At 74.3% G+C, this 24,791-nt stretch carries 23 protein-coding genes; 8 read left to right on the top strand and 15 right to left on the bottom strand.

The features are described 5' to 3' along the window. Positions 1-122: 122 nt before the first annotated feature. Together V1260_RS05000 and V1260_RS04995 are read right to left on the bottom strand one after the other, a co-directional pair. Complete coding sequence (locus V1260_RS05000) at positions 123-476, bottom strand: hypothetical protein (RefSeq protein ID WP_329745701.1); 354 nt, start codon at positions 474-476, stop codon at positions 123-125. 46 nt (positions 477-522) lie between these two features. After that, the gene (locus V1260_RS04995; RefSeq protein WP_329745700.1) at positions 523-2,046 is read right to left on the bottom strand and encodes an alpha-amylase family glycosyl hydrolase; all 1,524 of its coding nucleotides are present in this window, start codon (positions 2,044-2,046) and stop codon (positions 523-525) included. 234 nt (positions 2,047-2,280) lie between these two features. On the opposite strand from V1260_RS04995, the gene V1260_RS04990 reads away from it, so the two are divergent. Then, a complete protein-coding gene (locus V1260_RS04990; protein ID WP_329745699.1) occupies positions 2,281-3,060 on the top strand; it encodes an alpha/beta hydrolase in 780 nt (259 codons plus the stop codon). 157 nt (positions 3,061-3,217) lie between these two features. After that, the gene (locus tag V1260_RS04985; RefSeq protein ID WP_329745698.1) at positions 3,218-3,502 is read left to right on the top strand and encodes a YciI family protein; all 285 of its coding nucleotides are present in this window, start codon (positions 3,218-3,220) and stop codon (positions 3,500-3,502) included. On the opposite strand, the gene V1260_RS04980 is transcribed toward V1260_RS04985, so the two are convergent. From V1260_RS04980 to V1260_RS04945, 8 genes are all read right to left on the bottom strand, one after another. Next, on the bottom strand, positions 3,484-4,038 hold the full coding sequence (locus V1260_RS04980) for a hypothetical protein (protein ID WP_329745697.1): 555 nt from the start codon (positions 4,036-4,038) through the stop codon (positions 3,484-3,486). The two genes, V1260_RS04985 and V1260_RS04980, sit on opposite strands and share 19 nt — an antisense overlap. Positions 4,039-4,099: 61 nt before the next feature. After that, positions 4,100-5,014, bottom strand: a complete 915-nt coding sequence (locus V1260_RS04975) for a LysR family transcriptional regulator (protein WP_329745696.1) — start codon at positions 5,012-5,014, stop codon at positions 4,100-4,102. Between the two features lie 300 nt (positions 5,015-5,314). Then, a complete protein-coding gene (locus tag V1260_RS04970) occupies positions 5,315-6,586 on the bottom strand; it encodes a hypothetical protein (protein ID WP_329745695.1) in 1,272 nt (423 codons plus the stop codon). A gap of 143 nt (positions 6,587-6,729) precedes the next feature. Next, positions 6,730-8,106, bottom strand: coding sequence for an LLM class flavin-dependent oxidoreductase (locus tag V1260_RS04965; RefSeq protein WP_329745694.1), 1,377 nt, complete (start codon positions 8,104-8,106; stop codon positions 6,730-6,732). Next, positions 8,103-9,059, bottom strand: a complete 957-nt coding sequence (locus V1260_RS04960) for an LLM class flavin-dependent oxidoreductase (RefSeq protein WP_329745693.1) — start codon at positions 9,057-9,059, stop codon at positions 8,103-8,105. The genes V1260_RS04965 and V1260_RS04960 overlap by 4 nt, the downstream gene beginning before the upstream one ends. Then, positions 9,056-10,066: a transporter substrate-binding domain-containing protein gene (locus tag V1260_RS04955; RefSeq protein WP_329745692.1), complete on the bottom strand. Its 1,011-nt coding sequence runs from the start codon at positions 10,064-10,066 to the stop codon at positions 9,056-9,058. Before V1260_RS04955 ends, V1260_RS04960 begins: the two co-directional genes overlap by 4 nt. Then, on the bottom strand, positions 10,063-10,974 hold the full coding sequence (locus V1260_RS04950; RefSeq protein ID WP_329745691.1) for an amino acid ABC transporter ATP-binding protein: 912 nt from the start codon (positions 10,972-10,974) through the stop codon (positions 10,063-10,065). Before V1260_RS04950 ends, V1260_RS04955 begins: the two co-directional genes overlap by 4 nt. After that, positions 10,971-12,035, bottom strand: coding sequence for an amino acid ABC transporter permease (locus V1260_RS04945; protein ID WP_329745690.1), 1,065 nt, complete (start codon positions 12,033-12,035; stop codon positions 10,971-10,973). Before V1260_RS04945 ends, V1260_RS04950 begins: the two co-directional genes overlap by 4 nt. 143 nt (positions 12,036-12,178) lie before the next feature. Here V1260_RS04945 and V1260_RS04940 point away from each other — a divergent pair, with 143 nt between their 5' ends. Further along, a complete protein-coding gene (locus V1260_RS04940) occupies positions 12,179-14,758 on the top strand; it encodes an FAD/NAD(P)-binding protein (RefSeq protein WP_329745689.1) in 2,580 nt (859 codons plus the stop codon). Between the two features lie 183 nt (positions 14,759-14,941). Here V1260_RS04940 and V1260_RS04935 read toward each other — a convergent pair whose 3' ends face one another. Next, positions 14,942-15,838, bottom strand: a complete 897-nt coding sequence (locus V1260_RS04935) for an ornithine cyclodeaminase (protein WP_329745688.1) — start codon at positions 15,836-15,838, stop codon at positions 14,942-14,944. Between the two features lie 75 nt (positions 15,839-15,913). Here V1260_RS04935 and V1260_RS04930 point away from each other — a divergent pair, with 75 nt between their 5' ends. After that, positions 15,914-16,489: a hypothetical protein gene (locus V1260_RS04930; protein ID WP_329745687.1), complete on the top strand. Its 576-nt coding sequence runs from the start codon at positions 15,914-15,916 to the stop codon at positions 16,487-16,489. A gap of 56 nt (positions 16,490-16,545) precedes the next feature. On the opposite strand, the gene V1260_RS04925 is transcribed toward V1260_RS04930, so the two are convergent. Then, entirely contained in the window at positions 16,546-17,046 is a 501-nt protein-coding gene (locus V1260_RS04925) for a DUF2087 domain-containing protein (protein ID WP_329745686.1), read from the bottom strand. A gap of 269 nt (positions 17,047-17,315) precedes the next feature. On the opposite strand from V1260_RS04925, the gene V1260_RS04920 reads away from it, so the two are divergent. Next, positions 17,316-18,479: a thermonuclease family protein gene (locus V1260_RS04920; RefSeq protein WP_329745685.1), complete on the top strand. Its 1,164-nt coding sequence runs from the start codon at positions 17,316-17,318 to the stop codon at positions 18,477-18,479. 139 nt (positions 18,480-18,618) lie between these two features. Then, a complete protein-coding gene (locus V1260_RS04915) occupies positions 18,619-19,638 on the top strand; it encodes an aldo/keto reductase (RefSeq protein ID WP_329745684.1) in 1,020 nt (339 codons plus the stop codon). A gap of 27 nt (positions 19,639-19,665) precedes the next feature. Here the strand turns inward: V1260_RS04915 and V1260_RS04910 are convergent, their stop codons facing one another. Further along, the gene (locus V1260_RS04910; protein WP_329745683.1) at positions 19,666-21,141 is read right to left on the bottom strand and encodes a methyltransferase domain-containing protein; all 1,476 of its coding nucleotides are present in this window, start codon (positions 21,139-21,141) and stop codon (positions 19,666-19,668) included. A 174-nt stretch (positions 21,142-21,315) separates the two neighbouring features. Here V1260_RS04910 and V1260_RS04905 point away from each other — a divergent pair, with 174 nt between their 5' ends. Further along, a complete protein-coding gene (locus V1260_RS04905) occupies positions 21,316-21,492 on the top strand; it encodes a hypothetical protein (RefSeq protein ID WP_329745682.1) in 177 nt (58 codons plus the stop codon). A 10-nt stretch (positions 21,493-21,502) separates the two neighbouring features. On the opposite strand, the gene V1260_RS04900 is transcribed toward V1260_RS04905, so the two are convergent. Beyond that, positions 21,503-22,228: a response regulator transcription factor gene (locus tag V1260_RS04900; RefSeq protein WP_329745681.1), complete on the bottom strand. Its 726-nt coding sequence runs from the start codon at positions 22,226-22,228 to the stop codon at positions 21,503-21,505. A 5-nt stretch (positions 22,229-22,233) separates the two neighbouring features. After that, entirely contained in the window at positions 22,234-23,538 is a 1,305-nt protein-coding gene (locus tag V1260_RS04895; RefSeq protein ID WP_329745680.1) for a sensor histidine kinase, read from the bottom strand. A 191-nt stretch (positions 23,539-23,729) separates the two neighbouring features. Between V1260_RS04895 and V1260_RS04890 the strand changes: the two genes are divergently transcribed. Beyond that, positions 23,730-24,788: a CAAX protease gene (locus tag V1260_RS04890; protein WP_329745679.1), complete on the top strand. Its 1,059-nt coding sequence runs from the start codon at positions 23,730-23,732 to the stop codon at positions 24,786-24,788. Positions 24,789-24,791: the final 3 nt, after the last annotated feature.

Below are 24,791 nucleotides of genomic sequence, written 5' to 3'. Positions count from 1 at the left end.
TTCCGAGGCGGGTCGCGAGGAATCATCGGAGGGGCCGTCGATGGGGCGGTTCGTCGGCGTCTCGGGCCGACCGGCGCGTGATCGGCCGACAGGCACGCGGGCGGCTCGGCCGCCCGCGTGGCTCAGGCGCCGAGCTCGATCTCGCTCCACTCGCTGTACGCGGCGTCGGACAGGAACGCGGCGGCGCCGGCGGAGGCGGCGGTCACCGTGAGCACCGCGGGCCAGGCGCCGATCTTCTTCGCGAGCGGGTGGGAGAGGCCGAAGCCGAGCACGTAGGTCGCGCCGAGCACGGCCGTGGTGGCGGGGCCGCGGCGGGCGAGCCAGGTGCGGCCCGCGTAGATCCCGGCGGCGGCGAGGACCGCGCCGCCGAGCGGCCGGATCCCGGTCTCGCGGGCGGTCAGCCATCCGCCGATCAGCCCCGCGGCGACGACGGGGGCGGTCTTCACGGACTCGGCGGGCTTGATCGCGATGCTCATGAGCCGAGCCTACGACGGAGACCTCCGGGGTGTGCGCAGAGCTCGCTCAGCGCACCACCGCGGCGCCGTGGGCGGGTACGGTGCGGGGCGCCGCGGGGCCGACGGCGTCGAGCATGTCCGCGCCGCTGATCGCCTCGAGCACGTTGCCCGGCGCGGGCCGGTCCTCGTCGCCGAGGTTCAGGACCAGCGTGAGGGCGCGCGGGTGCCCGCCGGCCGCGTCGTCGGCGCCGGTCGCGGCGGCCGACGGGGTCAGCGTGATCTGCGCCCACGTGTTCGTCAGCGTGCCCTCGTCGACCGCGACCGAGGCGGTGGCGAGCCACGGCTCCCGACGGCGCAGGGCGAACAGGCGCCGGTGCACCTCGAGGATCCGCGGCGCGGCGCCCGGGCTGAGCAGGGCGAGCCCCTGCGGTGCGGCGACCGCCCCGTCGGCGCCAGCGGCGCCGGAGCGGCCGGCCGGATCATCGCCGTGGGCACCCGACCCGTCGGCCGGATCGCCGCCGTCGGCCCCGAGGGCCGCCGGCGCCGCGGGGAAGGCGGGCCGCACGGCGTCGTCGCCGCCGGGCCGATCCTCCTTGACCCCGACCGCGCCGAGCTCGTCGCCCGCGTACACCGCCGGGATGCCGGGCAGCAGCGCGAGCAGGGCGTAGGCGGCGGCGAGGTCGCGGCCGTCCTCGAGCTGGGAGGCGATGCGGGTGGTGTCGTGGTTGCCGAGGAAGGTGAGCGGATGTGCGCCGCCGTCGGCGGCGAGGAACTCCGCGTGGCGGCCCAGGGCGTGCGCGAGCTCGAACAGGTTGTGGTCCCGCAGCGAGGACCAGATCGCCTTCCACAGCTCGTACTGGGTGATCGAGTCCGCCCCCGACGCGGTCGCGAAGCCGGGGTAGTCGCCGTGGATCACCTCGCCGAGAATCCAGGCGTCCGGGTGCTCGGCCCGCACCCGCTCGAGGATCGGGGCCCAGGCCTCCGGGCCCGCCGCGTACATCGCGTCGAGCCGCCAGCCGTCGATCCCGCGGCGCAGCCATCCGGTCATGACGTCGACGATCGAGTCCTGCACCACCGAGTCGGCGAGGTCCAGCTCGATCAGGTCCCCGTTGCCCTCGAAGCCGTAGGGATGCTCGCCGGACCAGCGGATGTGCGCGCCCTCCGGGGCGTGGGGACCGACGGCGATCGCGCGGCGCGCGACCGGGTGCAGCTCCGAGACGTGGTTGAACACCCCGTCGAGCACCACTCGGATCCCGCGCTCCCGGCAGGCGGCGAGCAGGGCGTCGAGGTCGCGCTCATCGCCCAGGCGCGGGTCGAGGCGCCGATGGTCGAGGGTGTCGTAGCCGTGGGAGACGGCGTCGAAGATCGGGTTCAGGAGCAGCACGTTCGCACCGAGGGACACCAGGTGGTCGAGCCATCCGGCCAGCCGCCCGAGCCGGTGCACGATGTTCTCCCCGTCGGCTCCGCCGTAGCCTTCGCCGCCCAGGTCCTCGCGGTGCCGGGGCGCGCCGCAGAAGCCCAGCGGGTAGACCTGCCAGCAGATCGCGTCGCGGATCCAGGCGGGGGCGGAGAACGGCGCTGTCGTGGTCATGGCGTCATCGTAGGCGCGGGTCGGCGGTGTCGAGGGTGCGGTGCCAGGGGTCGTGGGTGACGGCCGGCGGCGCAGGGCGGATGGTCGGGACATCGGCTGTCCGGACAGCGGACGCCCGGTCATCGATCGCGCGGACGCCGGGTGCGGCAGCGGCGGGACCGTGATGGGATGGCGGAGCCGACGCCCCCTGCCTTCCGGGGCCGCGTCCCGCCGCACCGCTCACCGAGGAGAGACATGATCCGCCTGCGCACCGACTTCTTCGCCGAGTCCCTCGGCATGGGCACCTCCATGAACGTGCTGATGCCGCAGGCCGCCTCCGGCATCGGCATGGAGGGGGCCGACGCGACCAACGGCGCCGACGGAGCGCGCGGCGTGCCCGTCCTCTACCTCCTGCACGGCCTCAGCGACGACTGCACCATCTGGGAGCGCCGCACCTCGATCGAGCGCTACGCGACCGAGAAGGGGATCGCCGTGGTGATGCCCGAGGTGCGCCGCTCGTTCTACTCCGACGAGGCGGTGGGCGAGAAGTACTGGACCTTCATCGCCGAGGAGCTGCCGCAGCTGGTGGCGCGCACCTTCCACGTCTCCACCGCCCGGGAGGACACCTTCGTCGCGGGCCTGTCGATGGGCGGCTTCGGCGCCTTCAAGCTCGCCCTGAACCACCCCGATCGCTTCGCCGCCGCGGCGAGCCTGTCCGGGGCGCTCGACGTGACGAGCCTCGATCTGAGCTGGACCGGGACCCTCGGCGAGCGGGTCTGGGGCGGTCGCGACGTGTCCGGCACCGCCGATGACCTGGTGGGCCTCGTCGAGCGCGCCGACCCCACCACGCTGCCCGCCCTCTTCCTCGACTGCGGCACCGAGGACGGCCTGATCAGCCAGAACGAGCGCTTCATCGCCGCTGCCGAGGAGCACTCCGTCGGCCTCACCTCCCGCCTCCGCCCCGGCGACCACACCTGGGAGTTCTGGGACGAGGGCATCCAGGACGTCCTGGACTGGCTGCCGATCCGCGGCTGAGCCGACGCGCGGCGGGACCAGCACGCGTCGGGACCAGCACGCGTCGGACGGCGGTGCCCCGCGGACGGCGGTGTCGGCCCCGTCGGCCGTGCGAGACGATGGACCGGACCTCGCGGCGCCGCCCCGTCGGCCCGCCCCCACGACCCCGGGAGTTCACATGGCCGTCTTCGCCGTCCAGTACACGTACCTCGACGACGCTCAGCGCCTGGCGACGTTCCGTCCGGAGCACCGCGAGCACCTCGCCGAGCTGCACCGCGACGGGACGCTGCTGCTGTCGGGGCCGCTGGACGACGGCTCGGAGGCGCTGCTGATCGTCGTCGCGGACTCCGCCGAGGATGCGCTCGCGGCGCTCGACGGCGACCCGTTCAAGCGCGAGCGCGTCATCGTGGATCGCGTCGCGCGCGAGTGGAACGTCGTGATCGGTCAGCTGCCGGGAGCCTGAGGGCCGCCCGCGCCGGGCATGGGGCCGCGCTCGCCGTCGGGCCCCGTCGCTGTCGGCGGCTCCTCTCGCGCGATCTCGTCCTGCAGCGCGAACAGCTCGGCCGGGGACTCGACGCGCCGGGCGTGATCGCCGATCAGCACCAGTGGCAGCGCTTTCTCCCCGCCGTGCTCCTGGAGCAGCGCCATGGCGTCGGCGTCGCGGCGCACGTTCACCCAGACCAGGTCCGCGCGGGGCCCGCGCAGACCGGTCTGCAGCCGCGCCGACCCCGGATCGCCCGGCGCCCACAGCACGAGGGCCGCCCGGCCGGCACCGGCCTCGCGGGCGAGGGCGAGGCTCGTGTGCGGGCCGGAGCGCAGCGGGCTCGTCCAGTACGCCATGAACAGGGAGAACAGACCCACCGCGATCGCGGCGAGCAGCTGATCCACGGCCACCAGCAGCGCCGACAGCACCGCGCCGCCGACGATCATCAGCGCGGGCCGCAGCCACGCCGTCACGGGGGTGCGGGACGCAGGGGAGGTCGGTTCGGTGCCGGGCACCCGTCCAGGGTACGGCCGACGGCTGGGGTGGTGCGGGGACCGCTGCGCCGTATGCCGTGCGTCAGATCAGGGCGGCGGTGTCGAGACGTTCGCGGGTCTGCTCCACGAGGGCGTCGCGCAGGGCGGCGACCGCGGGGATCGACTGGGCGCCGCGGCGGTTGATGAGGCCGATCATGCGGTTGTCGAGCCCGGCGAGGGGCCGCACCCGCACCTGGTCGTTCGGTGCCGCCTCGAGGGAGGTCTCAGGCATGAGCGCGACCCCGCCACCGTGCTGGATGAGGCGCTGCACCACGATTGAGTCGTCGGTCGAATGGCGCACCGTCGGCACGAAGCCGGCGCGGCGCGCGCTCGAGATGAGGTTCGCCCGACACCGCTCGCAGCCCGCGATCCACGGCTCGGCGGCCAAGTCGGCGAGGGTCAGCTCGGGGTCGTCCGCGCGGGGATGGTCCTGCGGGAGCACGAGCATCACCCGGTCCTCGAGCAGCGGGCTCCACTCGAGGGTGCCCTCGTCGGTGAGATCGCTGCACGGATAGCGGAACACGAGGGCCACGTCGAGCTCGCCCTCGCGGACCGCATCCACCGCCTCCGGCGGCTCGAGCTCGCGGAAGGTGACGTCGAGATCGGGCGCGGTGCTCGAGAGGGTCGCGAGGACCGGCGGGAGCAGCACCGCCGCGGCCGACGGGAAGGTCCCGAAGCGCACCGAGCCGCGGCGCAGGGCCGTGATGTCCGCGAGCTCCTGCTCGGCCGCATCGAGCTGCGCGGCGATCGCCTCCGCGTGCGAGGCCAGCCGACGCCCCGCCTCGGTCGGCGTGATCCCCGCGGACGAGCGCAGCAGCAGCTGCGTGCCGACCTCCTTCTCGAGGGCGGCGAGGTGCTGCGACACGGCCGGCTGGGTCCAGCCCAGCTCGCGCGCGCCCGCGCCGATCGAGCCGTTGCGCACCACGGTCCGGAAGATGAGAAGCCTGCGGGGATCCATGCCGTTCATGGTAGTCGCGGGTGGCAAGTTCTGCTTATGGGGTGGGGCACGTCGGGGCGGGGTTCGGGGCGCGGCGCCACCGCGGGCCCCGCGAGCTCCGTGCCCGCGCGCCGGCGGCCCCGCCCCGGCTTCGGCCTGTGTCTCGTCGCGACCTGCCCCGCCGGGTGGCCCCGTCCCGCCCGCCGTCGCGCCCGGACACGTCCGAGAACGCTGCACTTACGGCGGAATACGGCGTGGATTCACCCCAGAGTGCAGCGGTTCCTGAGGGGCAGGGAGGGAAGGCGGCCCGGGAGCGGCACCTCAGCGCGACGTCTGCTCGGGGTCCGCCCCGGTGGTGCTCTCGCCGTCCTCCTTGCGGACGGCGTCGCGGAACGCCCGCACTCCGGTCGAGAATCGGCCGGCCCCGGCGCGAGCACGGCCCGCGGTGTCCTCGCCGAGCTGCTTGGCGGTGCTGACCCCGCTGCGGCCGGTGTCGACGACCTTGTCCCGCATCTCGCCGACCGCGGCACGCCAGCGCTTGGCCTCCGCCGAGTCGTGACCGTCCTCGATCTCGAGCACCGTCTGGAAGCTCAGCACCTCGGTGACGACCATGTTGCTCGACGTGACCGCGGATCGCGCCGCGATCGGCGAGAGGAGGACCTTCGAGTTCGCGCGACGAATGGTCTCGTTCATCCGCTCGAGCAGCTTCTCCGACGCGGTGTGGATCGTGGCGAGGCGCTTGGTGCGGGCGGAGCGCAGGCCGACTCGATGGTTCAGGAGTTCCTCGGGGGTGCTGTCGAGAACCCGATCGAGCTCGAGAACGGCCAGAGCATCCTGCAGATGGACGCAGTGCGCGATCACGGCGAGCCACTCTCGCACGGAGGGCTCAACCGACTTCGCCGTCGCGGCGACCTCGCTGACCTTCGCCTTCTCGACCTTCTCGGCGAGCGCGTCGATCTGGCGCAGGGCGTAGGCCTCGGTCCGCGCGATCGTCAGGGCGGTGCCCTGCACCTTCGACCAGGTCACCTCCGAGACGCGGCCGACGTCCTCGCGCACGGCCATCGCCTCCTGGAGGACGAGATCGACGCCGATCATGTCCGCGAGGACGGCATCCTTCTGCGCGCGGAGGATGTCGTCGATCTTCTGATCGATCACCTCGAGATACTCGCCGAGCTCGTCGATCGACTGCTGCGGCGACATCTGGGTCATCATCGCGGCGCTGGCGGCGAGAAGCACCGGCGGGTTGAGAGCGGCGGCCGCGGGGACGAACTGCAGGTTCTTGGCGAACTGCCCGCTCGGGGCGCGGAGCGTCGCGTGAAGATTCCCGGTGGTCGTGTTCTTGACCATCGGCAGCTTCTTCAGCGCCGCAGCAGACTCCTGGGTGAGCTTGAGGTATCGACCCGACTGTTCGGCGAGGGCCTGGCCGCCGTGGAGCGCAGCGGCAGCGCCCTTCATCGACGAGCTGGCCAACCGCTCGAGACGGAGGTCGACGGCCTGGAGGCCCTGGGACGTCAGGAAGGCGTCGACATCTGCAGGGGCACCGATGACGGCGATGCCGTTCTCATCGCTCATCACGTCGATCTCGTGGTTCACGTGCGCACTCCGGAAGGTCGAGGGGTGCAGGCTGCTCCCGTTTCACTGTGATTATCGCCCTCGGGTGCGACTCCTGGAGGCGGGCCGGCACTCAGCGTGGTGCCGCGGGGGAGTGGGGGGAGAGGACAGCCCCACCCCACCCCTCACACCGGCGGGAGGCCCAGGTTCTCCCGCAGCGTCGTGCCGGCGTACTCCGTCGGGTACACCCCGCGCTCCTGCAGGCGCGGGACGAGGTGGTCGACGATGTCGTCGATCCCGGAGGGGATCAGCCACGGGGTGATGTTCAGGCCGTCGATCGCGCCGAGCCGGGCGAACTCCGCGAGCCGGTCCGCGACCGCGTCGTAGCTGCCGGTGAACTCGCCGCGACGGGCGCCGGCGCGCCCACGGGCGAACTCGAGGATCGACTGCCCCTTCTCGGCGGCCTCCTCGCGCCAGGCGCGGGTGAGCTCCTCGGCCTTCGCGAACTGGAAGCCGGCGCCGCGGGTCACCCCGGACTCCTCGACCTCCGGCGGCACATCGGGCAGCGGACCGTCGGGGTCGAAGTCCGAGAGGTCCCGGCCCCAGTACTGCTCGAGCAGGGCGATGGCCTGCTCGGGCCCGATCTGCAGGTCCCGCACCCAGCGCACCTTCTCCTCGGCCTCCGCCTCGGTGGGCGCGAGGATGATCTCGGCGCCCGGCAGGATCTTCACCGAGCCCGGGTCGCGGCCCGCGGCGACGGTGCGCTCGACGATGCTGCGACGGAACTCGACGGCCGCGGAGAGCGCGCCGTGCGGCGAGAAGATGACGTCGGCCGTGCGGGCGGCGAAGTCCTGCCCGGCAGGGGAGGCTCCCGCCTGGAAGAGCACGGGGCGGCCCTGCGGGGAGCGGGGCAGGTCGCCGCTCGCCCGCACCGCGTAGTGGGCGCCGTCGTGCGCGACCTGCTCGCCGCGCCAGTACTGCTCGGCGACCTGCACGAACGCCTCGGCGTGGGTGTAGCGGTCGGCGTGGTCGAGATAGCCGCCGCGGCGGAAGTTCTCCCCGGTCCAGGCGTTGTCGGTGGTGACCACGTTCCAGCCCGCGCGGCCCCCGGAGAGCAGGTCGAGGGTCTGCAGCCGGCGGGCGAGATCGACGGGGTCGTTGTATGTGGTGTTCTGCGTGGCGACCAGGCCGATCCGCTCGGTGACGCCGGCCAGCGCCGCGAGCAGCGTCTGGGCGTCGGGGCGCCCGGCGACGTCGAGCTCGAAGGGCACGCCGCGGTGCTCGCGCAGCCGCAGCCCCTCCCCGAGGAAGAAGGCCGAGAACAGCCCCCGTTCGGCGGTGCGGGCGAGCGCCTCGAAGGACTCCCGCGCGACCTGGTCGCCGCTCTCCGGCAGGCGCCAGATCGTCGAGGAGTTCACGCCCTGGAAGAACACGCCGAAGCTGAGCTGTCCGGTGGGGGTGTGCGCGGGGTGGAGCGGGTGCTCGGCCGGGCCCGTCGCGAGGGCGGCGGCCTCCTCGGACAGCGGTGCGCCCGAGCGCCCGGGGGCAGTGGCGGTGGTCATGCGGACTCCTCGAGGGTGGAGGTGGAGCGGGCGAGGCGGGCGCGGTCGGCGCGCCGCACGGGGTCGAGGCGGAAGGGCATTACGGGCAGGCCGAGCCGGGCCCGGAGGCTGCGGCGCGGGTTCGGGGCGGGTTCGACCAGGTCGCGGGACCGCAGCTCGGCCGCGAGCTGGCCCAGGGTGCCGACGGGGTCGGCCTCGAGGTCCAGGCCGACGAGCCGCACCAGCCGCACGCGGCCCGGCCCGTCCGTCGGCCCGGCGTCGAGCGCCTCGGCGATGCTCCCGGCGAGCGGCTTCGCGCGCGCCCCGCCGGAGACGTCGAGGTCGAGGACCCGGCCGTCGGCCGCGGCGGACGTCACCGGCTCGCCGACCGCGGCGCGGTCGGTGTCGGCGACGAGCACGGGGAGCAGCCCCTGCGGGGAACGGGGCGTGATCGCCGGGCCCCGCACCGAGAAGGTCTCGGCCTCGACGTCGGCGTACTGCAGACGCGAGGCGTCGACGTACACGCCGCGGGCGGCATCGCGCACCACGGCGTCCGGCGCCCAGGAGTCCCAGAGCGCGCGGGCGGCGCGGAGCACGTCGGCCGCCTCGCGGTGGGTGGCCTCGAGACCCAGCACGGCGCGGCCCACTGCGGCGGCGGCCGACGGGTCCGTCTCGGCCTGCAGCAGCCAGCCGGCGCGCCCGTCGCTGAGGTGGTCGAGGCTCATCAGCTGGGTCGCGAGGTGGAAGGGCTCGACGTAGATCGCGTCGGTGCGCGGCAGCAGGCCGACGGCGCGGGTGAGCGGCGCGAGATGCGCGGCGACGTGGATCGGGTGGAGGCCGCCGTCGCTCAGGGTGAGGGCGCCGATCCCCGTCTGCTCGAGGCCGCGGACGAGACGGGCGAGGTCCGGCAGCAGGCTCGGCGCGGTGACCAGGTCGACGGCGAGGGTGGGCAGGACGGTGTCGGTGGTGCTCACGGGTTCTCCTGGGTGTGGGCGCGGGACTCGGTGAGGGCCTCGGCGGTCAGCTGCCAGCGGTCGAGGACCTGGCCGTAGGTGCCGTCGGCGATGAGCGCGTTCAGCGCTGCGGCGTAGGGCTCGGCGAGGCCGCTGCCGCGCGGGAAGGTGCCGGCTACGAGGGTCTCGTCGGGCCAGCCGGCGTTGATCCGGCCCTGCAGCTCGAAGTCGTCGCGGCGGGCGGCGATGAAGCTCAGCGAGGCGTAGGGGGAGATGTAGCCGTCGATGCGGCCGGAGCCGAGGGCGAGCAGGGTGTCCGCGTCGGTGGAGTAGTTCTTCAGCTCCGCGGGCTCCTTGCCGGCGGCCTCCAGCTCGGCGTTCCAGTCGGTGAGGATCCGCTCCTGGTTCGTCGCGGCGCCGACGGCGATGATCCGCCCCGAGAGGGAGTCGGCGTCCTCGAGCCAGAAGTCCGCGCCCTTCTTCACGAGGAAGGACATGTACGCGGCGCGGTACGAGGCGAAGTCGAACTTCTGCAGCCGCTCCGCGTTGATGCCGACGTTCGCGTGGACCACGTCGAACTCCCCGGCCTCGAGCTTCAGCGGCCAGTTCTCCCAGGTGGTGAGCTTGAGCTCGAACTCGAGGCCGAGCTTGTCGGCGACGATCCGGGCCACGTCGATCTCGGAGCCGATGTAGGTGCGGTTGTCGTCGGCGAGGAAGCTCAGCGGCGCCGAGGAGGTGCCGTTGATGCCGACTCGCAGCACACCGGACTCGGCGATCTCGGCCGGCAGCAGCGCGGCGATCTCCTCGTCGGCGGTCGCGCGGATCAGCTCCTGCGTGCCGGAGGTGTCGATCGCGTCGGACTCGGAGCCGCCGCCGTCGGAGGCGCCGCCCCCGTCGGACACCCCGGAGCCGGAGGTCGCCCCGGTTGCGGCAGGGGTCGGGTCGGAGCAGGCGGCGAGCAGGCCGAGCGGCAGGAGCAGGCCGGTCGCCGTGACGGCGCGGCGGGAGATGCGGGCGGTGGGGCTCATGAGGGGTCCTCGTCGTGGTGGGGGAGCGGGGCGGCGGCGCCGACCCGGGAGAGGAAGGTGCGGGTGCGCTCGTGGGCGGGGCGGTCGATGACCTCGGCGGGCGGGCCCTGCTCGACGATCCGGCCCCGGTCCATGAACACGACCGTGTCCGCGACCTGCCGGGCGAAGGAGATCTCGTGGGTGACGATGACGAGCGTGGTGCCGGCGCGGGCGAGATCGCGGATCACCGCGAGCACCTCCTCGACCAGCTCGGGGTCGAGGGCGCTGGTCGGCTCGTCGAAGAGCAGCACCTTCGGGCGCAGGGCGAGGGCGCGGGCGATGGCGACGCGCTGCTGCTGGCCGCCGGAGAGCTGGCGCGGGTAGGCGTCCGCCTTCTCGGCGAGCCCGACGAGGGCGAGCAGCTCGCGGGCGCGGGCCTCCGCCTCGCGCCGCGGCACGCCGAGGGCGCGGCGGGGCGCCTCGGCGATGTTGGCGAGCGCGGTCATGTGGGCGAAGAGGTGGAAGCCCTGGAAGACCATGCCGATGCCGGTGCGCTGGCGCAGCACCTCCGCCTCGCGCAGCTCGTGCAGCACCTGACCGTCGCGGCGGTAGCCGATCACCTCGCCGTCCACGCTGATCAGGCCGCGGGTGACGGGCTCGAGATGGTTGATCGCGCGCAGCAGGGTCGACTTCCCCGAGCCGGACGGGCCGAGGATCGCGGTCACCGAGCCGGGCGCGAGGTCGAGGTCGATGCCGCGCAGCACCTCGAGATCGCCGAAGGACTTGTGCACGTCGCGGATCGCGACGCGGCCGCCGGACGGGGCGGCTCCGGCCGACGGGGCGGGCTCGGCCGACGGGGCAGGCTCGGCCGGGTGGTCCGGACCGGCCGACGGGGCGGGCGGGCGGCGGAGCAGGGAGGCGAGGCTCATGCGGGGGCTCCTGCGGGGGTGGGGCGACGACGGGCGATCCGGGCGCGGAGCGCCTGCAGCGGCGTGGGCGGCAGGGTGCGCAGTGCGCCCTTGGAGTAGTGGCGCTCGAGGTAGTACTGGCCGATCGAGAGCAGCGAGGTGATCACGACGTACCAGAGCGTCGCGACCAGCAGCATGGGCAGCACCTGCTGGGTGCGGCCGTAGATCAGCTGGATCGTGAAGAACAGCTCGGCGTGCGCGAGGACGTACACGATCGAGGTGCCCTTGACCAGGCCGATCACCTCGTTCACGGCGGGCGGGAGGATCGCGCGCATGGCCTGCGGGAGCACGATCCGCAGGTTGCGGTCGCGGGCGGGGATGCCCAGCGCGCTCGCCGCCTCGAGCTGTCCCTGGTCGACGGAGAGGATGCCGCCGCGGATCATCTCGGCGGCGTAGGCGGCCTGGTGCAGCCCGAGGCCCAGTACGGCGGCGAGCAGCGGCGTCATCAGATCGCTCGTGCGCGCCTCGAAGAAGGTCACGTCCGTGAGCGGGATGCCGAGGCGCACCTGCTCGTAGAGATAGCCGAGGTTGTACCAGAGCAGCAGCTGCACGAGCAGCGGCGTGGAGCGGAAGATCCAGGAGAAGGTCCAGCTCACCCCGGAGATCAGGGGAGAGGGGGAGAGGCGCATGAGGGCGAGGACGAGCCCTAGGCCGAAGCCGATCGCGCCGGCGAGGACGGTGAGCTTCAGCGTCTCCAGCAGGCCGCGCAGGATCGACTCCGCGAGGAACCACTGCGCGACCACGCCCCACTCCCAGCGGGGGTTGGTGACGAAGGACCACAGCACCGCGGCCACGACGAGACCCACGAGGACCGCGAGGACGGCGCGCCCCGGGTGGCGGGCGGGCACGATCCGCAGCGCCGAGAGGTCCTCGAGCGGGGCGGCGCCCGGAGCACCCCCGGGACGGCACGGCGTCTCGCGCGCTTCCGCGGCCGGGGCGTGCCCGGTGGCGACGGCCGTTCGCGGCTCGGCGGCCGCGGGCGTGCGGCGTGCGGTCTCGGGCGAGACGACGGAGGAGGTCATGACGTGCCTTCCGTGACGGGAGGTGAACCGCAGGGCGGTCCGGGGTTGCAGGGCCAGACGTTATAAGCGAATCTAATGGCGATGCAAGGTGAACGCTATGACTCGTCATGGTGCGCCACACAGCTCCTCGGAAGGGACCCTCGATGACACCGCAGCGCACCGCGCACGCCCCGCGCCTCGTGATCGTCGGCGGCGGACCGCGCGCCCTCGGCGTGCTCGAGCGCCTCGCCGCGCGGCTCGCGCATGAGGATCCCCAGGCCACCGGCCCCCTGCGGGTGGACATCCTCGACCCGCACCTCCCCGGCTCCGGCCGGATCTGGCGCGCCGCGGAGAGCCCGCTGCTGCTCATGAACTCACGCGCCGCCGATGTGTCGATCTTCACCGACGAGACCGTCGAGATGGACGGACCCGTCGTCGCCGGACCCTCGCTCGCCGAGTGGGCCGAGGGGATCCGCCGGGGCGACATCGCCCCGCCGACCGCGGGCACGGCGCGCCTCGCCGAGATCCGCGCCCTCCGGCCCACTGACTTCGCCTCCCGCCGGGTGCAGGCGCTCTACCTCGAGTGGTTCGCCGGGCAGGTCCTCGCCGCGCTCCCGCAGACGGTCGAGGTCGCCGTGCACCGCACCACCGCGACCGGCCTCGCGCCGCGCACCGACCGCGGCTGGCTCGTCGAGCTCGAGGACCGCGACCGGCTCGAGGCGGACCTGGTCCTCCTCGCCGCCGGGCACACCGACGCCCGCCCGTCCGCGGACCGGCACGAGCTCGCCGCTTTCGCCCGTCGTCACGGTGCCGTCTATCTGGGACCCTCCCAGGCGTCCGATGCCCCGCTCGCTCAGCTCGGCGCCGGTCAGGACGTGATCGTGCGCGGCATGGGCCTCGCCTTCGTGGACCTGCTGGCCCTGCTCACCGAGGGTCGCGGTGGCCGCTTCGAGCCCGCCGCGACCGGCGCCGACCCCGATCGCCTCCACTACCTCCCCTCCGGGAAGGAGCCGCGGCTCTGGGTCGGCTCACGCCGCGGCGTGCCCTACCACTCCAAGGTCCGCGACGAAGGGGCACCCACCGGGCTCGCGCCGTTCGTGCACCTCACCGCCGAGGCGCTGCGAGCACGCGAAGCGGCCGACGGACTCCTCGACTTCCGCACGGACGTCCTCCCGCTGATCGCCGCGGAGATCGCCGAGCAGGTGCCGGGGGCTCCCGCCCCGTCGGCCGGGGAGGCGCCGCTGGCCTGGCTCGACGAGCCGCTGGCCTGGCTCGTCGGCGACGCCCCGGAGCAGGTCACCCGCGACGCCGTGGTCCGCCACATCGAGCAGGACCTGCGCGCCCGCACTCGCGGTGACGTGACCTCGGCGCGGACACTCTTCCAGCTGCTGCTGCGGATGCACGGCACCCTCGTGGACCTGCTGCCCGCCGAGCGCCTCCGCGGCGGGGCAGCCGGCGACTACCCCCGCTGGTGGCACTCGCTGTTCAGCTTCGTCGACTCCGGTCCGCCGCCGCACCGCCTCCACCAGCTGCTCGCCCTCGAACGGGCGGGGGTGGTCCGCTTCCTCGGTCCCGGACTCCGGGTCACGGCCGACGAGAGCCTCGGTCGCTTCACGGCGCGCGGCGCCGGCGGGACGCAGGTCACGGCCGACACCCTGCTCGACGCCTTCCTGCCCGCGCCGACCCTCGTCGAATCCACCAACCCGCTGCTGCGCGACCTGGTGGCCGCCGGCGGGGGAGCCGTGGGTCGGGAGTCGACCACCTCGCCCGGGACCCTCGACGTCGACGCGGACCATCGCGTCCTCGCCCCGGACGGCACGCCGCGGGAGGGGCTGTGGGCCGTCGGCCCCTGGACCTCCGAGCTGCCCATCGGCGCCTTCGCCCGGCCCCGCACCAACGCCCCGTGCCACCGCCGCAACGACGCGCTCGCCGGGGAGATGCTCGCGGCGGCTCGGCGACGTGCCATCGCGCCGACGGCGGCCACGTCGGCGTCGGTCTCGCCCGCTGTGGCCCTTCCGGGGTCGGTTCCCGTGGCTGATCGACTCGCCCTCCATGTCGAGGACGCCCACCGCGCCCCAGCCCGACCCCTGCGTCCCCTCCGCCTGGGCGTGCTCGGCCCCGGCAAGATCGGCCGCGCCCTCGCGCGCACCGCGATGCGCGCCGGGCTCGAGGTCGCCGTGCACGGTCGGGCCGGAGCCCCCGCCCTCGCCGCGCAGCTGCCCGGCGCCCGCCCCGTCGGCCTCCGCGATCTGGCCGCGACCAGCGACATGGTGATGCTCACGGTGCCGCTGCACGTCGCCCTCACCCTCGATCCGGCAGCGCTCGCCGGGACCGTGCTGGTCGATGTCACGAACCCCTGGGGCGAGGCCGACGCCGCCGCGGTCGCCGCGGCCCGCACCGCCCTCGGCGACCACGCGGGCGAGCTGTCCACGAGCGAGCTGATCGCCGCGCGCCTGCCGGGCGCGACCGTCGTGAAGACGCTCAACCACATCGGCTATCACGACGTCGAGGAGCAGGGCCGGGCATCGGGTGACCCGGTGCGTCGGGCGATCGCCCTCGCCGCGGACGATCACGGCGCCGCGGAGCTCGTCGGCTCCCTGCTGCACCGCCTCGGCTACGACCCCGTCCCCCTCGGCCCCCTCGCCGCGGGGCGCGACCTCGAGCCGGGAGCGGCCCTGTTCAGCGGGTGGAGCACGCGCGAGGAGCTGGACCTCCTCCGCGCCGCGCAGGTCCGCGCGGCCTGAGGGGCGGTGGCTGCCGTCTCCGCGTCCGCGCCCGCCCCGCCCTGCAGCCGGAGAACCGCTGCAGACCTGGGGGAATGGGGCGGTCATACCCCCAGGTCTGCAGCAGTTCTGGGCGGGGTCGGTCGCCGGAGGGGGCCGGCTGCCGCGGAGCGCGGGGCGGCGCCGTGCGGGCCCCGCCCCTTCTCAGGCCCCGGCGGCGCGGGCGACGGCGTCGGCGAGGACCAGGTCCCCCAGCCCCGAGCCGAGGTTCTGCACCACGACCAGACCCTCCGGCCGGCCCTCGCGCAGCAGGTCCCCGGTCGCGCCGGTCGCGGCGGGGTAGTCCGCACCGTGCTTGAGGGGGCGGAGCGCCTCGAACTGCTCGGGGTCGTCGGCCACCACGGTCCCGGTGCGGGAGATCTCGGCGCCCGCCACGGAGGCGTAGTCGATCGGCAGCAGCGTGGCGTCGGCGGCGACCTCGCCGGGGCGGAGGGCCTGACCGGTGAGACCGATCGGCAGACCGCTGACCACCACTCCCGCGCCGTCGAGTGCTGCGGCGCGGTCGGTCGTCGTGCGCAGCGAGAGGCCGGGGGTGTGCTCGGCGCACCAGGCGGTCAGCTCCTCGAGCGCCTCGGGGCGTCGGCCCCACACGGTCAGCGGGCCGCGGCCCAGGGCCTCGAGCACACAAGCATGGGAGCGGGCCTGCACGCCCGTGCCGAGGAAGACGACGGGACGGTCGTCGAGCGCGAGGCTCGCCCCGGTCACGGCGGCGGTGCGCTGGGCGGTGAGCTCGGCCGCATCCATCGTGGCGCGCGTCGACCCGTCGGCCGCGGAGAGCACCATCAGCCCGCCGATCATCTCCCGGCCCCGCTCGCGGTTCGACGGCGTGACCGTCACCCACTTGATCCCCAGCAGTCCGCGCTCAGGCCACGCCGCGGGCATGGCATTCGCGAAGCCGCCCTCCTCGTGGACAACCTGCGACTTCGGGGTCACCGAGGCGGAGCCGTCAGCGAGGGCGAGCAGCGTCTCGCGCATCAACGCGACCTGCTTGGCCGGGGCGGGGAGGAGCGCGCGGACCTGGGCGTCGTCGAGATGGAGCATCCCTCGACCGTAGCGCGCCCGAATCGTGCGCGGGGATCGAGCGCGGCGCGGGCGGGCACTCGGTACGGTGGGGCGATGAGCATCATGGGGGGACAGCACAGCAACGAGCCCGGCGGCGATCCGTCGTGGCTGGGCGGCCGGGATCGGTCGGCAGGGCGCGGCGGTGGTCTCGGGGAGGGTGCCGACGGCCGCGATGCGGGGAGCGCCGACGATCGACCGGACGCCTTCTCCGGGGCGGCCGACGGCTTCTCGAGCGACTTCGGGCCCACGGCGCGGGGCGCCGCGGGGTCCTCGGACGTCGCGGCGTCGTCGGACATGGCGGAGGTGCCCCGCTACGACGGCCCCCAGTTCGGCTCCCAGCGCGATGATCCCGGCGCCCCGGGCGGCGTCACCGACGAGCGCGGTCGACCCCTGGACGCCGCAGGGTTCGCCCCGGCCTTCGGGCAGTCGTCGACGAGGGGGCACGGGCCGGACCCCACGAAGCTGGGACGCTCCCTCCTCACATCCTTCATCCCGCTCCTGGTCATCGGCGGGTTCGTCGTGATGAACCTGGTGCAGGGCGAGCGGGTCAGCTGGATCTTCCTGATCGCAGGGGTGATGATCCTCGGCCAGACGATCGTGCGCCTGGCCAGGCTGTTCGGCGGCCGCTGACTCCGGCGGGACGGGGGTCCCCGTCGCGCGAAGACCCGGCGCGTGCAGGGTGAGACTCAGCCGACCAGGCGGTACACGGCACCGTCGGCTGATCTCTCGAGCACCCCGGCGTCGACCGCGTCGCGGCGAACCAGCGCGACGTCCGCGGCGAACATGGCGATCGCCGCGTTCAGCTCGGGCTCCGACAGCTGCCGCTCAGGGCCGATCCGCTCGAACACCAGGCGGGCGATGCGACCGCTGACCTCGCGGGACTCCTCAGTCCTGACGGGGATGCCGTCCACGCGGGGGACCTCGAGAATCGCACGGTCCGAGCGCATGAGCGCGAGCGAGTTCGTGATGCGGCGCAGCGCGTCCAGGTCGACATCGCCCTCCGGCCCCAGCCAGTCGAGTCGGGAGAGGGGACCGCTCACCGAGGGATCCTCCGGGGCATGGACCCCCTCGTCGACACGTCCAGCCAGGCGCCGCCCGAGCCCTCGACGCAGCTTCGGCGTGGACAGCAGGGAGAACATCATCCGGACGCGCCCGAGCTCGGCGGCGTGATCAGGTGCGACGCACATCAGGACTCCTTCGGCGAGACGACCTCCATGGTCGCAGGACCTGGGCTCCTGCGCGATGCAGACGTCGCGACGGGCGATCCGAAATCTGTTCGGCGCCACCGGAGGTCTGCAGACGTGATGCGCGCCGCGCCATCCGGCATTCGTAGGCCGGATGTCCGCTCCCTGAGCGATCCTGCTGCTGACGACGCAGGATTCGGGGAGAGGCGGGGCAGAGGACCTCGGCAGGGCAGGGCGGCGCAGCGACGACGACGCGGAGAGCGCGCAGGTGGGTGACGCGGCTGCTGGCCGTTCTCGGCACCCTGTACCTCGGCGCCGCGGCCTACGGCGCGGTGTTCGGGGGCAACGACTCGCGCGGCGAGGTGGTCCTGGTGGTCGACGGGGACACGCTGATCGCGCTCGTCGACGGGGAGGAGACCACGATCCGCCTCCTCAACATCGACACCCCGGAGACGAAGCACCCCGACCTGCCCGTGCAATGCCTCGGCCCCGTGGCCACCGCCTTCCTCGAGGAGCGGCTTCCCGAGGGGACCGAGATCCACCTCGAGTACGACGAGGAGCGCACGGACCGCTACGGCCGCACCCTCGCGGGAGTGTCCGAATCGGAGTCCCTGGTCAACGCCGAGATCGCCGCGGCCAGGCTCGGGGTGCCCGTGCTCTTCGAGCCCAACGACCGCTTCCTCGCCGACGTCGAGGAGGCCTCTGCCGAGGCGCAGGATGAGGGTCGCGGCCTCTACGCGGCCTCGATCTCCTGCACGGTCGCGGCGCAGCTCGAGAGCGTGCAGACCGCCGTGGCGCAGCTGCCCGCCGAGGTCGTGGGCGATCCTGCCCTCGCGGTCGCCGAGGCGGCGATCGTGGTCGGGGACGCCGACGATCTCGTGGCCGGTCTGGCGGCGGGAGGTGCTGTGATGCTCGGGAACGACGTGCTCTCCCGGCCGTCGCAGGAGGACTACCTGCGCGGGCTCCGCGAGGAGGCGGACGACGCCCAGCGAGACGCGACGTCGGCCCACACCGATCTGACGACGCTCAAGACCGCCTACGACGACGAGCAGATCCGCCTCGAGGAGGAGCGCCAGGAGGCGGAGCGTCTGGAGGCGGAGCGGCTCGAGGCGGAGCGCGAGGAGGAGTCGCGACGCGCGGACGAGCGGGAGGCGGGCAGCTCCTCGTCGGGCTCCTCGAGCACCACGAGCTCCAGCGGCACCGGGAAGGCGTCGTCGAAGAACGGGGAGACGACGAAGGAGTCGACGGAGAGCTCCACGAAGAAGGACTCGACCAAGGCGAAGAAGAAGGAGAAGCCCGCGAAGGACGAGGAGAAGAAGTCCTCGTCGGGCGGATGCACCCCCTACGGTCCCGAGATCCCGTACGACGACGACGGCGGATACACCGGGAAGCGCTACGGCATGCCGGGAGGCGAGACCTTCCGCAAGTGCCGCTGACTCCGCCGCGCCGACCTGCGGCGGCGCCTTGCCGCCCGAGCCGTGCCCCGACAGTGCCTCCCTCCGTCGGCCGGTCCCGCGCAAGATGGTGCCGAGCGGACGACGGACGTCCGCGCACGCACCACCGGAGGAGCAGCAGATGGACTACGTGAAGCTGGGGAACACGGGGCTCGACGTCTCCCGCCTGTGCCTGGGCACCATGGGCTTCGGCAACCCCGAGCGCTGGGTGCACAAGTGGGTCCTCGAGGAGGACGACGCCCGCCCGGTCATGAAGCACGCGCTCGATGCGGGCATCAACTTCTTCGACACGGCCAACGTCTACTCGATCGGCCGCAGCGAGGAGATCGTCGGCAGGGCGCTCGTCGACTACGCGAACCGTGACGAGATCGTGCTCGCCACCAAGGTCCACGGGACGATGCACGAGGGCCCCAACGGCGGCGGCCTCTCCCGCAAGTCGATCCTCGCCGAGGCGGAGGCGAGCCTGCGCCGGCTCGGCACCGACTACATCGACCTCTACATCATCCACCGCTGGGACTACTCGGTCCCGATCGAGGAGACGATGCAGGCCCTCGACGACCTGGTCCGTGCGGGCAAGGTCCGCCACCTCGGCGCCTCCGCCATGTTCGCGTGGCAGTTCCTGCAGGCCCAGCACGTCGCCGAGACGCATGGCTGGACGAGGTTCGTCTCGATGCAGAACCACTACAACCTCCTCTACCGCGAGGAGGAGCGGGAGATGATGCCGATGCTGCGCGCGCTCGGCGTCGCCTCGACCCCGTACAGCCCGCTCGCCGCCGGCCGCCTGACCCGCGACTGGGACGCGGACACCGAGCGCGCCCGCACCGATCAGACGGCGAAGTCGAAGTACGACTCGACCGAGCAGACCGACCGGGCGATCGTCGAGGAGGTCGCCCGCATCGCGGAGGCCCGCGGCGTGGAGCGGGTGCACGTGGCGCTGGCCTGGCTGCTGCAGAAGTCGCCCGTGGTCTCCCCGATCATCGGCGCAACCCGCACCGGGCACCTCGACGCGGCGCTCGGCGCCCTCGACCTCGAGCTCACCGCCGAGGAGATGGCCGCCCTCGAGGCCCCGTACGTCCCGCACCGCGTCGTCGGCGCCCTCGCCCCCGGCGAGTCCACCCTCGGCACGGGCCGGAAGGCCTGACCCGAGGGCGGCGGTCTGGCCTCCTGATCAGCGCTTCCGGGCGCGGATCAGGTGACGCGTGGAGTGGGCGACGAACGGCCCCTCGGCCCGGATCCGCCGATCCAGCGCGAGGAGCGTCCCGCGGTGGCCCTCGACCGTGAACCCCGGCACCCACCAGGGGCACTTGCGCAGGATCCAGGCGATCGCCTCGATGTCGGAGTACTCCATCCGCAGCCGTGCCTCGCGCAGCTCGAGGACCTCCAGGCCCGCCGCCTCCGCGGCGGCGGCCTCGTCCTCGGGGTGGCGGCCGCGGCGCTGCTCGGGGGTCGTCGGCCCGGAGAACTCCTCGATCAGCGCGAAGGCCGAGCCGGGCCCGACGTGCTGGGCCAGGTACTCCCCGCCGGGCGCGAGGACGCGGGCGATCTCGCCCCAGGCCGGGTCGATGGGATGGCGCGAGGTGACGAGGTCCGCCGCCCCGTCGGGCAGGGGGATCGGGGCGCCGAACGCGGTCTCGTGCACGTGGGCGCCGCGCGGTCCGAGCCGACTGCGCGCCAGCTCCGCGTTCGGCGGCCAGGACTCGGTGACGTGCTGCTCGCGGGCCAGGCGCGGGCATCCGCCGAGCACCTCGCCGCCGCCGGTGTCGAGGTCGACGGCCACGTGGGCCTCGGCGACCGCGGCCGCGAGCAGGCGGTGGAAGGCCCACGGCGGTCGCTCCTCGGTCGCGCGGTCGACGAGCCAGTCGAAGCCCCAGCCGTCCACGTCGGCCGACGCCGCCTCCGCGAGCAGGGCCTCCGCCGGACGCGCCCGGTCCGCCGCGGCGAGCCGGGTCCGCAGCGCCTCCCGCTCCGCCTCCGGCCAGGGCCCGGACTCCGCGAGGGGGATCTCGGTGAGGTGGCGGCGCTGCTCCGGCGGGAGGGTCGTGACGAAGCGGTCCGGGTCCTCGTGCGCCATGCCGTAGAGGGCGGGCCCGTCGGCGTAGAACGGGTCGATCAGCACGAGACGCCCGTCGGACCCGCGCATCACGTTGCTCGGGTTGGTGTCGAGCGGACCGCACCAGGCCAGCTCGGCGCGAGCCGCCGCGTGCACCGTGCGCACGATCGCGGCCAGCGCGGCGAGGTCGCCGTCACCGCGGTGCACCCGCTCCAGGAAGGCGGACGCCTCCTCCGCGCCGACCGGCTGCAGCAGCTCCATGACCTGCAGGTCCGCTCCGCCGGAGAGGCGGAGATGCCGCTCGAGCCGGGGCACCGCGCCGGTCGGGGCCGCCTCGGCGTAGAGCCGTGCGGTGTACGGGCCGACGGGGTCGAAGGGGCTGATCCGGGCGGCGAGGGCACCGTCCGGGGAGGCGAGGGCGATCGCCCAGTCGCCGGAACCGCACGGCGCCCAGCCGGCCTCGCGCAGCAGCCGCTCCGCCTCGTGGTGGGAGGTGGTGGGGCCGACGGCGTCGAGGGCGGCGAGGTCGGGAGCGCCGGTCGGGCGTGTCGGGCCTGCCGGACCGTCGGCATCGGGCTGCTGAGCGGGGGACATGGCCGCGACCCTAGCCCCGTGGCGCGCCGCCGGCACGAGGTTTTCGCACCGGCCCGGAGCTGCTCGGGACGGTGCGGACGGAGAGGAGGCGTGCCCGATAGGATCCCCTGGTCAGAGCAGTGCAGAGGAAGGGTGGCAGGTCATGGGCGGGAGCCGCACCTCGGGAGGACCACGATGAGCATCGCGCCGATCCTGTTGTTCGTGCTCGCCGGCATCCTGGCGTTCGTGGCGGTCATCGGGCTGCACGCCACGGTGGTCTCGGCGCGGAGCAAGCGGATCCCCCGCTGGATCGCGATCCCCTTCGGCGCGGCGATGCTGCTGACCCTGGTGGGTCTGTTGCTGCTGCGCTGACCCGCAGGACTCAGCCGCCCAGCTCGAGCACCCTGATCGCGAGCTGCACCCGGTTCGTGACCTGCAGCTTGTGGTAGAGCCGCCCCAGGTGGGTCTTCACCGTCGCGACGCTCATGAACAGCCGATCCCCGACCTCCTGGTTGGAGAGGCCCTGGGCGACGAGCCGCCCCACCTCCCACTCGCGCTCGGTCACGCCTTCGGGAGCGGCCCCCGTCGTCCCGGCGGACGCGCCGTCGGCCGCGGCACCCGCCCCGTTCGCAGGGACCGGACCCGCGCTCGTCGTCGGCGTCCCGTCGGCCGCGAGCCGCACCAGGCGCGTCAGCACCTCGGGCGAGAACCGCGGCCTGGCCTGCGCGGCATCCAGCACCGCCTGCACCACCTCCTGCGGCGGGGAGTCCTTGAGCAGGAAGCTCATCGCGCCGCCGCGCAGCGCGGCGAGCAGGAACTCGTCGGTGTCGAAGGCGGTGAGCATGACGACCCGGGCCGGCAGGGCCTGCGCGGTCAGCTCGGCGAGGGCCTCGAGCCCGGTCATGCGCGGCATGCGGATGTCCAGGAGCACCACATCGGGGTCGAGCGCGCGGATCTGCGAGAGGCCCGTCTCACCGTCGGCCGCCTCGCCAATCACCTCGATGCCGTGGGCGCCGTCGATCATCAGCCGCAGACCGGCGCGCATGAGCGCCTCGTCGTCGACGATCAGCACCCGCACCCGGGCGTCCTGCGGCGTGCTCCCGCTCATGTCGCTCACCATGGCACCCATGCTTCCAGCTCGAAGGAGTCCGCGGTGCGCACGCGCCGGGCGTCGCCGCCGAGGAGCCTCGCCCGCTCCTGCACACCCACGAGGCCGTGCCCGGTGGAGGTGACCTCGCGCGGGTCGTCCGCGACGAGGGGGTTGCGGGCGCGCAGCACGAGGCGGTCATCCTCCCGGGACAGCCGCACCCGCAGTGGCGTGCCGGGGGAGTGCTTGGCGGCGTTCGCGGTGGCCTCGGCGAGTATCCGGGCGAGCGCGACGACGGTCGCTCGATCCCTCGTGGCGAGTTCCTCGGGGGTGAGGTCCTCCCAGTCCAGGCGCACGTCCTGCCCGCCCGCCCGGCGGTCCTCGACCAGCTCGGTGAGGGTGGGGACGGTCGCGAGCGGGGCGTCGCCGGCGCTGGTGCGGAGGGAGCGCAGCACGCCGCGGAGCTCGCGGTTCGCCTCCTGGGCGCCGTCGCGGACGATCCCCGCGACCCGCCGTATCTCCGCGGGCGGCATGTCCTCGCGGTAGGTGAGGGCGCCGGCGTGCATCGCGATCATCGCCAGATGGTGGGAGATCGAGTCGTGGACGTCGCGGGCGAGGGCCGCGCGCTCCTCGGCCCGGACCCGTGCGGTGTCCGCCTCCCGTTCGCGCAGCAGGGCGGCGGCCTCGCGCTCGGCGGTCCGCCGCTCGCGCTGGGCGATGACTCGCGCGCGCTCGGCCGCCTGCCGCTCGCGCTCGGCGACCTCGGCCTTCTCCCGCAGCGTCGCGACCAGTTCCCGACGGGTGGCGATGATGTGGCCGATCAGCACCGGCACCGTCGCGCCGACCAGCATCACCACGGCGGTTGCGCCGACGGACAGGTCCACGGGCGCGCGCCGGATCTGCACGTCGACGAACAGGGCGAGGCAGGTCACGGCGACGGTCAGCCCGATCCCCGCGACGTCGAGGGGCAGGCGGCGGCGCAGCCCCACCCGGTACAGGGCGATCACCCCGGCGGGCACCGCCCACACGCTCAGACCGGCGACGGCCGCGATGACCAGGTGCACGGCCACGTCGAGCCGTCCCGGACGCAGGAAGCGGAGCGGCCCGATCGCGAGCGACACGGTCGCCCCCAGCACGGCGTCGACGCTCGAGAGGGTCACCAGCTCGACGGGCGGGCGGTACCGGAACTCGTCGAGCAGCAGACCGAGCGCGACCAGCCAGATCAGCACGCCCAGCACCACGCAGACGACGGTCTGGGCGAGGGCGATCAGCCACTGCCGCACGCTGCGCACGGGCGGCGCCTCGGGGTGGGGGAGGGCCGGGGAGGTCATGCGGCAAGAGTAGGGAGCGCGCACGGCCGACGGATCGACCGCCCGGCCGACGTCCGCACGGCGGCGCGGCCGGGCCGGGCGATCGTCGGCGCGGCCGGGCAGGGCGTGCGGCCGACGGGTTCGGCCCGCGGCCGGCACGTCGATCTGCGAGGGCGGGCCGCCCCAGCCCGACCGCCTAGAGTGGATCCGCCATGCGAGAGAACCCCGCTCCGCGTCCGGTCGAGGACGCCACCCCGTACCCCCTGATGACGCGTCTGCGACCCTCCTGGTCGACGGTGCCGCGGCCGCTGCTGACCGTGCTCGCGACGCTGCTGGTGTACGTCATCGGAGCCTCGGCCCTGCTGGTCGGGACGGTGCTGCTGCTCGCGGTGCTGCCCGGCGTCAACGTCGCCCTGGGGGTGACCAGCGGTGATCCGGCCAGCCCGCTCGACGTCGGCCTGGCCCTCGCCATGGGTGCGCTGTGGCTGCCCGCCGGCATGGTCGGCGTGCGCGTGGGCGGCTGGCGGCCGCTCGGCACGGTCTGGTCCGTCGAGGCCCGCTGGCGCCGCGGGATGCTGCGCGCGCTCGGCCCGTGGGTGGCCGGCGGGGCGGTGCTCGTGGTGGCCGCGGCCGCCGTCGCGGGCGCGCTGGTCGGCCCGGCCGACGGGTCCGTCATGGGGTCCGCCGCCGCCGACGGGTCCGGCGCCTCTGTCGCGACCCTGCTCGTCCTCGCCGTGGTCGTGCTGGTCCTCGCGCCGCTGCAGGCCGCGGGGCTCGAGCTCGCGCTGCGCGGGATCGTCCTGCAGGCCGCGGGCACCTGGATCCGCAGCCCGCTCGCGGGGATCCTCGCCGCCGCGGCTGTGACGCTGATCGGCCGCGAGCTGAGCGCCCCCGTGCTGATCCCGGCCCTGACCCTCGCCCTCTGCGCGGCGGTGCTCGCGTGGCGCAGCGGCGGTCTCGAGCTGCCGATCGCCCTCACCACCGTGCTGACCGTCGCGTCGCTGCTGGTCTCCGCCCTCGCCGCGGGCACCGGCGCGGGAGCCGGAGCCGCGGCCCTGGTCGCGGGCGTCTCGGCGCCCGGCACCTCCGGGGCGGCGCTCGCCCCCGCCGATTCGTCGGCCGCGCTCGCCGGCGGGGTCGCCGCGGCGATCGCGCTCGTGCTGGTCACGGCGGTGCTGCTGGTGCGTCTCGGCCGACTCGAGGGCAGCTCGCCGTTCATCCCGACTACCCGCCCGGCGGGCGTCGAGGCGCCCGCGCCAGTCGCCGTCTGACCC

The sequence above is a fragment of the Brachybacterium sp. J144 genome (genome assembly GCF_036321705.1).
Lineage (GTDB): Bacteria > Actinomycetota > Actinomycetes > Actinomycetales > Dermabacteraceae > Brachybacterium.
The sequence above is the reverse complement of the archived record's forward strand: the minus strand, read 5'-3'. Positions and strand labels throughout refer to the sequence as shown.